9 protein-coding genes are annotated in these 9,477 nt (G+C 59.0%); all 9 read left to right on the top strand.

The window, feature by feature from the left end; translation table 11 throughout:
* Nucleotides 1–595: 595 nt before the first annotated feature.
* The 9 genes from rpmH (at nucleotide 596) to L1P09_RS25680 (ending at nucleotide 9,361) form a co-directional block, all read left to right on the top strand.
* Nucleotides 596–730 carry a 50S ribosomal protein L34 gene (gene rpmH / locus L1P09_RS25720; protein WP_003253163.1) on the top strand — a complete coding sequence of 45 codons (135 nt, stop codon included), beginning with the start codon at nucleotides 596–598 and terminating at the stop codon, nucleotides 728–730.
* A gap of 13 nt (nucleotides 731–743) precedes the next feature.
* A complete protein-coding gene (gene rnpA, locus L1P09_RS25715; RefSeq protein ID WP_029886846.1) occupies nucleotides 744–1,148 on the top strand; it encodes a ribonuclease P protein component in 405 nt (134 codons plus the stop codon).
* Complete coding sequence (gene yidD, locus L1P09_RS25710; protein WP_009684672.1) at nucleotides 1,141–1,386, top strand: membrane protein insertion efficiency factor YidD; 246 nt, start codon at nucleotides 1,141–1,143, stop codon at nucleotides 1,384–1,386. The genes rnpA and yidD overlap by 8 nt, the downstream gene beginning before the upstream one ends.
* A 2-nt stretch (nucleotides 1,387–1,388) precedes the next feature.
* Nucleotides 1,389–3,071: a membrane protein insertase YidC gene (gene yidC, locus L1P09_RS25705; protein ID WP_009684671.1), complete on the top strand. Its 1,683-nt coding sequence runs from the start codon at nucleotides 1,389–1,391 to the stop codon at nucleotides 3,069–3,071.
* Nucleotides 3,072–3,158: 87 nt separating this feature from the next.
* Complete coding sequence (gene mnmE / locus L1P09_RS25700; RefSeq protein ID WP_154211357.1) at nucleotides 3,159–4,529, top strand: tRNA uridine-5-carboxymethylaminomethyl(34) synthesis GTPase MnmE; 1,371 nt, start codon at nucleotides 3,159–3,161, stop codon at nucleotides 4,527–4,529.
* 600 nt (nucleotides 4,530–5,129) lie between these two features.
* The gene (gene mnmG, locus L1P09_RS25695) at nucleotides 5,130–7,022 is read left to right on the top strand and encodes a tRNA uridine-5-carboxymethylaminomethyl(34) synthesis enzyme MnmG (protein ID WP_232892549.1); all 1,893 of its coding nucleotides are present in this window, start codon (nucleotides 5,130–5,132) and stop codon (nucleotides 7,020–7,022) included.
* Complete coding sequence (rsmG, locus tag L1P09_RS25690; RefSeq protein ID WP_009684668.1) at nucleotides 7,019–7,669, top strand: 16S rRNA (guanine(527)-N(7))-methyltransferase RsmG; 651 nt, start codon at nucleotides 7,019–7,021, stop codon at nucleotides 7,667–7,669. Before mnmG ends, rsmG begins: the two co-directional genes overlap by 4 nt.
* Before the next feature lie 18 nt (nucleotides 7,670–7,687).
* Nucleotides 7,688–8,479, top strand: coding sequence for a ParA family protein (locus tag L1P09_RS25685; RefSeq protein WP_009684667.1), 792 nt, complete (start codon nucleotides 7,688–7,690; stop codon nucleotides 8,477–8,479).
* Nucleotides 8,480–8,488: 9 nt separating this feature from the next.
* Nucleotides 8,489–9,361: a ParB/RepB/Spo0J family partition protein gene (locus L1P09_RS25680; RefSeq protein WP_235768295.1), complete on the top strand. Its 873-nt coding sequence runs from the start codon at nucleotides 8,489–8,491 to the stop codon at nucleotides 9,359–9,361.
* Nucleotides 9,362–9,477: the final 116 nt, after the last annotated feature.

The raw sequence follows: 9,477 nt of genomic DNA, 5'->3' as shown, positions 1-9,477 counted from the left end.
GGATATCCCCTGAGTTTGAAAGCCGGATGAGGCAAAAACAAACCGCCATTGTACCGGTCGAGCGTCCAGTTATCCACATGTGGACACATGAGTAACCATGACAAATCAGCCATTTATCGACCAGATTGGCATGAAGGCGGTGTTGATAAGCTCTGTGGATAACCCGCCATGAGGGCCATGCACAACCCTGAGTTGTAGCCTGTGGATAATTCGCATGTGCATAACAGGCTATTTAATCCACAGGTTGCGACCACCTACGAAACAAGTGCAGCACGGCTTCACAACATACTTATGAAACGCTGTACATCCCATTAACCGTGGCCTTGAGTAGGTTATCCACAGAAAGTTATCCACCTAAGCTTTATAGGTTTATCAGAAAAGCTTTTTATATCTCTCTTCTTTTTTTCATGTTGTCCCCAAGGCGTACCTTCGATCAAGCACCCTGGGGGTCATGGCCGAGCAGTTGCCGTCCATCACATGCTCTATAGGGAAAGACTGGTTGGAAATTGACCTACGGGCTTGCTTTCTCTAGAATCGCCGGTCTCGTAAAAAGGGGGCCATCCCGGCCCGTCGTCGACAAACCAGGTAACACGCCATGAAACGTACTTTCCAACCAAGCACCATCAAGCGCGCGCGCACTCACGGTTTCCGTGCCCGTATGGCTACCAAGAACGGCCGCGCTGTTCTGTCGCGTCGTCGTGCCAAAGGCCGTAAGCGTCTGGCCATTTGATTTTTCGGCACAGGTGGTGAGTCAGGACTTCAGTCGGGAAAAGCGACTGCTTACACCCCGGCATTTCAAAGCGGTCTTCGACTCCCCAACCGGCAAGGTTCCAGGGAAAAACCTGCTTATCCTTGCTCGCGAGAACGGCCTCGATCACCCACGGCTGGGCCTGGTGATCGGCAAGAAAAGCGTCAAACTCGCCGTTCAACGCAATCGCCTCAAGCGCTTGATGCGCGATTCCTTTCGTCTGAACCAGCAGTTACTCGCCGGCCTGGACATCGTGATCGTCGCGCGCAAGGGATTGGGTGAAGTAGAAAACCCGGAATTGCACCAACACTTTGGCAAACTCTGGAAACGCCTGGCGCGCTCCCGCCCAGCACCAGTAGTCACCGCCAATTGCGCAGGGGTAGACAGCCAAGATGCGTAAACTGGCGCTCGTTCCGATCCAGTTTTACCGTTACGCCATTAGTCCTCTGATGGCCAGCCACTGTCGTTTCTTCCCCAGCTGCTCCTGTTACGCCTACGAAGCCATCGAAAATCATGGCTTGTGGCGTGGTGGGTGGCTGGCTGTTCGTCGCCTGGGGCGTTGTCATCCGTGGAATGCAGGCGGTTTCGACCCCGTTCCACCCGCTCCTTCCTCCCGAACTTCTTCGATAGCCGAGTAATCATGGATATTAAACGCACGATCCTGATCGCCGCGCTGGCAGTCGTGTCCTACGTCATGGTCCTGAAGTGGAACGATGACTACGGCCAAGCTGCCTTGCCGACTCAGAATACTGCTGCCAGCACTGTTGCGCCGGGCTTGCCCGATGGCGTGCCGGCCGGTAACAACGGTGCCAGCGCCGATGTACCGAGCGCCAACGCCGACTCCAGCCCTGCCGAACTGGCACCGGTCGCACTCAGCAAGGACCTGATCCGCGTCAAGACCGACGTCCTTGAGCTGGCTATCGACCCGGTTGGTGGTGACATCGTCCAGCTGAACCTGCCGAAATACCCCCGCCGCCAGGACCACCCGGACATCCCGTTCCAGTTGTTCGACAATGGTGGTGAGCGTGTCTACCTGGCACAAAGTGGCCTGACCGGCGCCAACGGCCCGGATGCCCGCGCCAGCGGCCGCCCACTGTATGCCGCCGAGCAGAAAAGCTACCAACTGGCTGACGGCCAGCAGCAACTGGTGGTCGACCTCAAGTTCAGCGACAACGGCGTCAACTACATCAAGCGCTTCAGCTTCAAGCGCGGTGAGTACGACCTGAATGTCAGCTACCTGATCGACAACCAGAGCAGCCAGCCGTGGAGCGGCAACATGTTTGCCCAGCTCAAGCGTGACGCCAGCGGCGATCCGTCTTCGAGCACTGCGACCGGCACCGCCACCTACCTGGGTGCAGCCCTGTGGACAGCTTCCGAGCCTTACAAAAAGGTCTCGATGAAGGACATGGACAAGGGCAATTTGAAAGAAAATGTGTCTGGTGGCTGGGTAGCCTGGCTGCAGCACTACTTCGTGACCGCGTGGATCCCGGCCAAGTCGGACAACAACGTTGTTCAGACGCGCAAGGACAGCCAAGGCAACTACATCATCGGCTACACCGGCCCGGCACTGAACGTACCTGCCGGTGGCAAGGTTGAAACCAGCGCCATGCTGTATGCCGGTCCGAAGATCCAGTCCAAGCTCAAGGAATTGTCCCCAGGCCTGGAACTGACCGTCGACTACGGCTTCCTGTGGTTCATCGCCCAGCCGATCTTCTGGCTGCTGCAACATATCCACAGCCTGCTGGGCAACTGGGGCTGGTCGATCATCGTGCTGACCATGCTGATCAAAGGCCTGTTCTTCCCGTTGTCGGCTGCCAGCTACCGTTCCATGGCGCGCATGCGTGCCGTTGCACCGAAACTCGCCGCGTTGAAAGAGCGCTTCGGTGATGATCGCCAGAAGATGTCCCAGGCGATGATGGAGCTGTACAAGAAAGAGAAGATCAACCCGTTGGGCGGCTGCCTGCCGATCCTGGTGCAGATGCCGGTGTTCCTGGCCCTGTACTGGGTGCTGCTGGAAAGCGTTGAAATGCGCCAGGCGCCATGGATGCTGTGGATTACCGACCTGTCGATCAAGGATCCGTTCTTCATCCTGCCGATCATCATGGGCGCCACCATGTTCATCCAGCAACGCCTTAACCCAACGCCGCCGGATCCGATGCAGGCCAAGGTGATGAAAATGATGCCGATCATCTTCACCTTCTTCTTCCTGTGGTTCCCAGCGGGTCTGGTGCTGTACTGGGTTGTGAACAACTGCTTGTCGATCTCGCAGCAGTGGTACATCACACGTCGCATCGAAGCAGCCACGAAAAAAGCTGCTGCCTGACGGGCTGCTACGCTAGCCTGTGAATAAAAACGCCCCCTAGTGGGGCGTTTTTGCTATCTGTCGTTGTTGTCGTAGAGGCTTTCGAGCATGAACATTGTGCGTGAAACCATCGCAGCCATCGCCACCGCCCAGGGCCGCGGCGGGGTGGGGATTGTCAGGTTGTCCGGGCCCCTGGCCGCCAAGGCTGGGCAATTGATCACCGGCCGTACGCTTACCCCGCGCCACGCCCATTACGGCCCCTTCCGCGATGAGGAAGGGCTGGTCCTGGACGAAGGGATCGCGTTGTTCTTCCCCGGGCCCAATTCGTTCACCGGCGAGGACGTGCTTGAGCTGCAGGGCCACGGTGGCCCGGTGGTGCTGGATATGCTGCTGCAGCGCTGTGTACAAGTTGGCTGTCGGCTGGCCCGCCCAGGTGAGTTCAGCGAGCGCGCATTCCTCAACGACAAGCTCGACCTGGCGCAGGCCGAAGCTATTGCCGACCTGATCGAGGCCAGCTCCAGCCAGGCGGCCCGCAACGCCCTGCGCTCGCTGCAGGGCGAGTTCTCCAAGCGTGTGCATGGTTTGACCGAGGCGTTGATCGCATTGCGCATCTACGTCGAGGCAGCGATCGACTTCCCTGAAGAAGAGATCGACTTCCTCGCCGACGGGCACGTGCTGTCGATGCTCGATACCGTACGCCGAGAGTTATCCACCGTGCAGCGCGAGGCCGGGCAGGGTGCATTGCTGCGCGACGGCATGACGGTGGTTATCGCCGGCAGGCCCAATGCCGGTAAATCCAGCCTGCTGAACCAGCTGGCCGGGCGCGAAGCGGCGATCGTCACCGACATTGCCGGCACCACACGGGATATTTTGCGCGAACATATCCACATTGATGGCATGCCGCTGCATGTGGTGGACACCGCCGGGTTGCGGGCCACCGATGACCATGTGGAAAAGATTGGTGTGGAACGGGCGCTGAAGGCCATTGGCGAGGCTGACCGGGTATTGCTGGTGGTCGACTCCACAGCGCCGGAAGCCAGCGACCCGTTTGCCCTGTGGCCAGAGTTTCTCGACCAGCGGCCAAACCCGGCGAAGGTTACGCTGATCCGTAACAAGGCAGACCTGAGTGGCGAGCGGGTAGGGCTGGAACAATGTGATGATGGCCACGTCACGATCACCCTCAGCGCCAAGGGCAATGACGCAGGCCTGCAGCTGCTACGCGACCACCTGAAGGCCTGCATGGGTTATGAACAGACTGCCGAGAGCGGTTTCAGCGCCCGCAGGCGCCACCTGGATGCGTTGCGCCAGGCCAGTGAGCACTTGGAGCATGGCCGCGCACAACTGACCCTGGCGGGCGCGGGAGAGCTGTTGGCGGAAGACCTGCGTCAGGCCCAGCATGCGTTGGGCGAGATCACCGGGGCATTCAGTTCGGATGATTTGCTGGGGCGGATCTTCTCCAGCTTCTGTATCGGCAAATAATCCACAGCCGGGCACTGCCAAGGGCCGCTTCTTCGGGAGCGGCTTTTTTTTGCCTGGAATTCACGCATCTGCCGTGCGGGCGCCATCGCCGGCCTGCCAGCACCCACAAGCTTCCTGCTTGCCATGCTTGTTCCGCCCTCCTGTGGGAACGGGTTTACCTGCGAGAAGGCCAGTACAGGCTCACAATTTTTCATACACAAGCTTGGAAATGCGCTCAGGAGCCCTGTGGAAAACCCGCCTTCAGCTCCGTTGATAAGCATGCTTTTTTTCTGAGGACAAAACCCCCTGTGGGTAAACAGGCATTTAATCCACAGGCTAAATTACGTTATCCATACCCCTCAGGCCACTCCAACCACAGGCTTTAATTTCTCTGTACATGACGTAATTCAACGCCTACAAAGGTTTATCCACAGATAGGGCTGTGCATAAGAATAAACATAAAAACAAAGCTTTTATAAATTTCTCTTCTTTGATTTCTGTTGTGTGCCACTCATCCACAGACTGGTCAAAATTTGCTCAGACGGTTTCTTTAAGGGGGGGTAAGTCCCTATACTTGTCGGCTTACCTTCTCTATTCGCAAAAACAGGCACGAGGTGCGTGGTGGATTTCCCTTCCCGTTTTGAAGTGATCGTCATCGGCGGCGGCCATGCCGGTACCGAGGCTGCGCTTGCGTCAGCACGCATGGGTGTGAAAACCCTGCTGTTGACCCATAACGTGGAAACCCTCGGTCACATGAGCTGCAACCCCGCTATCGGCGGTATCGGCAAAAGCCATCTGGTCAAAGAGATCGATGCCCTTGGCGGCGCCATGGCATTGGCTACCGACAAGAGCGGCATCCAGTTCCGCGTTCTGAACAACCGCAAAGGTCCAGCTGTACGGGCAACCCGTGCCCAGGCCGACCGCGCCATCTACAAGGCGGTGGTTCGTGAAATCCTGGAGAACCAGCCAAACCTGTGGATATTCCAGCAGTCCTGCGATGACCTGATCGTCGAGCAGGATCAGGTCAAAGGCGTGGTGACCCAGATGGGTCTGCGTTTCTTTGCCGAATCGGTGGTACTGACCACCGGTACCTTCCTTGGCGGCCTGATCCACATCGGCTTGCAAAACCATTCAGGTGGTCGTGCCGGTGATCCGCCTTCGATCGCGCTGGCACACCGTATGCGCGAGCTACCACTGCGCGTGGGCCGATTGAAAACGGGTACGCCACCACGTATCGACGGTCGTTCGGTGGATTTTTCGGTCATGACCGAGCAACCAGGCGATACGCCCATACCGGTGATGTCGTTCATGGGCAGTGCCGAAATGCACCCGCGCCAGGTCAGTTGCTGGATTACCCATACCAACGCGCGTACCCACGAGATCATTGCCTCGAACCTCGACCGCTCGCCGATGTATTCGGGCGTGATCGAAGGTGTGGGCCCGCGCTACTGCCCATCGATCGAAGACAAGATCCACCGGTTCGCCGACAAGGAAAGCCACCAGGTGTTCATCGAGCCCGAGGGCTTGACCACCCATGAGCTGTACCCGAACGGTATTTCCACGTCGCTGCCGTTCGACGTGCAGCTGGAACTGGTCCGTTCGATCCGTGGCATGGAAAACGCCCACATCGTGCGCCCTGGCTATGCCATCGAGTACGACTACTTCGACCCGCGTGACCTCAAGTACAGCCTCGAGACCAAAGTCATCGGCGGCTTGTTCTTCGCCGGCCAGATCAATGGCACCACCGGTTACGAAGAAGCCGGCGCCCAGGGCCTGCTGGCCGGGACCAACGCCGCGTTGCGGGCACAAGGCCGTGACAGCTGGTGCCCTCGCCGTGACGAGGCCTACATCGGCGTACTGGTCGACGACCTGATTACCTTGGGCACCCAGGAGCCGTACCGTATGTTTACGTCGCGTGCCGAGTACCGGCTGATTCTGCGCGAAGACAACGCCGACCTGCGTCTGACTGAAAAGGGCCGTGAACTGGGCCTGATCGATGACCAGCGCTGGGCGGCCTTCTGCGCCAAGCGCGACGGTATCGAACGCGAGGAGCAGCGCCTGAAGTCGACTTGGGTACGACCCAATACCGAACAAGGCCAAGCCATTGTGGATAAGTTCGGCACGCCGCTCAGCCACGAGTACAGCTTGCTCAACCTTCTGGCCCGCCCGGAAATCGACTACGCCGGCCTGATCGAGGCCACCGGCGGTGAGGCAATCGATCCACAGGTCGCCGAACAGGTCGAGATTCGCACCAAGTACGCCGGTTACATCGACCGCCAGCAGGATGAGATCGCTCGCCTGCGTGCCAGCGAGGACACCCGGTTGCCTGTGGATATCGATTACACGACCATTTCCGGCCTGTCGAAGGAGATCCAGGGCAAGCTGGGCCAGACCCGCCCGGAAACCCTGGGCCAGGCATCGCGCATTCCAGGCGTGACCCCGGCGGCGATTTCCCTGTTGCTGATTCACTTGAAAAAACGCGGCGCTGGCCGCGAATTGGAGCAAAGCGCTTGAGTGCCCTGGTTACCCCGCAACATGCTGAAGAGTTGTCCACAGGTGCGCGGCAGCTTGGTGTAGAACTGAGTGCCGAGCAGCATGAAAAACTGCTCGGCTACCTGGCCTTGTTGATCAAATGGAACAAAGCCTACAACCTGACCGCCGTGCGCGACCCGGACGAGATGGTTTCGCGGCATCTGCTCGACAGTCTGAGCGTCATGGCGTTTATCCACAGCGCGCGGGACAACTGGCTGGATGTCGGCAGTGGTGGTGGCATGCCTGGTATTCCTTTGGCTATCCTGCATCCGCACAAGCGGGTGACCGTGCTCGATGCCAATGGCAAGAAAACCCGCTTCCTGACCCAGGTGAAAATGGAACTCAAGCTGGACAACCTCACGGTTATCCACAGCCGGGTCGAGGCGTTCCAACCTGCACAACCGTTCGATGGGATCATCTCCCGTGCCTTCAGCAGCATGGAGAACTTCACCAACTGGACCCGCCACCTGGGCGACACCGGGACGCAATGGCTTGCAATGAAGGGGCTGCATCCTGCCGATGAACTGGTAGCATTGCCCGCAGACTTCACAGTGGAAAGCGAACAGGCCCTGACCGTTCCAGGTTGCCAGGGCCAGCGCCATCTGCTGATACTGCGCCGCAAGGCATGACTGGGAACACGCGCATCAATGGCTAAGGTATTCGCAATCGCGAACCAGAAAGGTGGTGTAGGCAAGACCACCACCTGTATCAATCTCGCCGCCTCGCTGGCCGCAACCAAGCGTCGTGTGCTGCTGATCGACCTCGATCCGCAGGGCAACGCAACCATGGGCAGCGGTGTGGACAAACACGAACTCGAGCACTCGGTCTACGACCTGCTGATCGGGGAGTGCGACCTGGCCCAGGCCATGCATTACTCCGAGCACGGTGGTTTTCAATTGCTGCCGGCCAACCGCGACCTGACCGCCGCCGAAGTGGTGCTGCTGGAAATGCAGGTCAAGGAAAGCCGCCTGCGCAACGCGCTGGCGCCCATCCGTGACAACTACGACTACATCCTGATCGATTGCCCGCCGTCGCTGTCGATGCTGACGCTCAACGCCCTGGTCGCAGCCGATGGCGTGATCATCCCCATGCAGTGCGAGTACTACGCACTGGAGGGTCTCAGTGACCTTGTGGATAACATCAAGCGCATCGCTGCCAGGCTGAACCCGGAGCTGAAGATCGAGGGCTTGCTGCGGACCATGTACGATCCCCGCCTGAGCCTGAACAACGATGTGTCGGCCCAGCTCAAGGAGCACTTCGGGCCCCAGCTTTACGACACGGTCATTCCGCGCAACATTCGCCTGGCCGAGGCCCCCAGCTTCGGCATGCCGGCCCTGGCCTACGACAAGCAATCGCGTGGCGCCCTGGCTTATCTGGCGCTGGCTGGGGAACTGGTTCGCCGGCAACGCCGTCAGTCGCGCACTGCACAGACAACTTAAGGAATCCGTATGGCCGTCAAGAAACGGGGTCTCGGACGTGGGTTGGATGCACTGCTCAGTGGTCCTACCGTGAGCGCGCTCGAAGAGCAGGCTGTGAAGATCGACCAGAAGGAGCTTCAGCACCTGCCGGTCGAACTGATCCAGCGTGGCAAATATCAGCCACGCCGGGACATGGACCCACAGGCGCTGGAAGAACTTGCCCACTCGATTCTCAACCATGGGGTGATGCAACCGATCGTGGTGCGCCCGATCGGCGATAACCGTTACGAGATCATTGCCGGTGAGCGCCGTTGGCGTGCCACCCAGCAGGCCGGCCTGGACACCATCCCGGCCATGGTCCGCGAAGTGGCCGACGAGGCCGCCATCGCCATGGCACTGATCGAGAACATCCAGCGTGAAGACCTCAACCCGCTGGAAGAGGCGCTGGCCCTGCAGCGGCTGCAGCAGGAGTTCGAACTGACTCAGCAACAGGTGGCCGATGCGGTCGGCAAGTCGCGGGTCACCGTGGCCAACCTGCTGCGCCTGATTACCTTGCCAGAGGCGATCAAGACCATGCTCGCCCACGGCGACCTGGAAATGGGTCATGCCCGCGCATTGCTCGGGTTGGATGAGAATCGCCAGGAAGAGGGGGCGCGTCATGTTGTCGCACGTGGTCTCACCGTGCGCCAAACTGAAGCACTGGTTCGCCAGTGGCTCAGCGACAAACCTGAACCGGTCGAAACGGGCAAACCTGATCCGGATATCACGCGCCTTGAACAGCGGCTCGCAGAGCGCCTGGGCTCGGCTGTGCAGATTCGCCACGGCAACAAGGGCAAAGGCCAATTGGTTATTCGCTACAACTCGCTTGACGAGTTGCAAGGTGTGCTTGCACACATCCGCTGAAACAATTGCTGTTGTAGCGGGCAGTCGGAAATCACTACCGAAGAGTTGAATAGGGGTTAAACCACCCCTATACTCTGCGCGCATTTTGTCGGCACAAATTATGCCAAGTCATCACT

Origin of the sequence: Pseudomonas juntendi (assembly GCF_021560075.1) — a bacterium.
Lineage (GTDB): Bacteria > Pseudomonadota > Gammaproteobacteria > Pseudomonadales > Pseudomonadaceae > Aquipseudomonas > Aquipseudomonas juntendi.
This window is presented reverse-complemented; position numbering and strand designations above follow the sequence as displayed.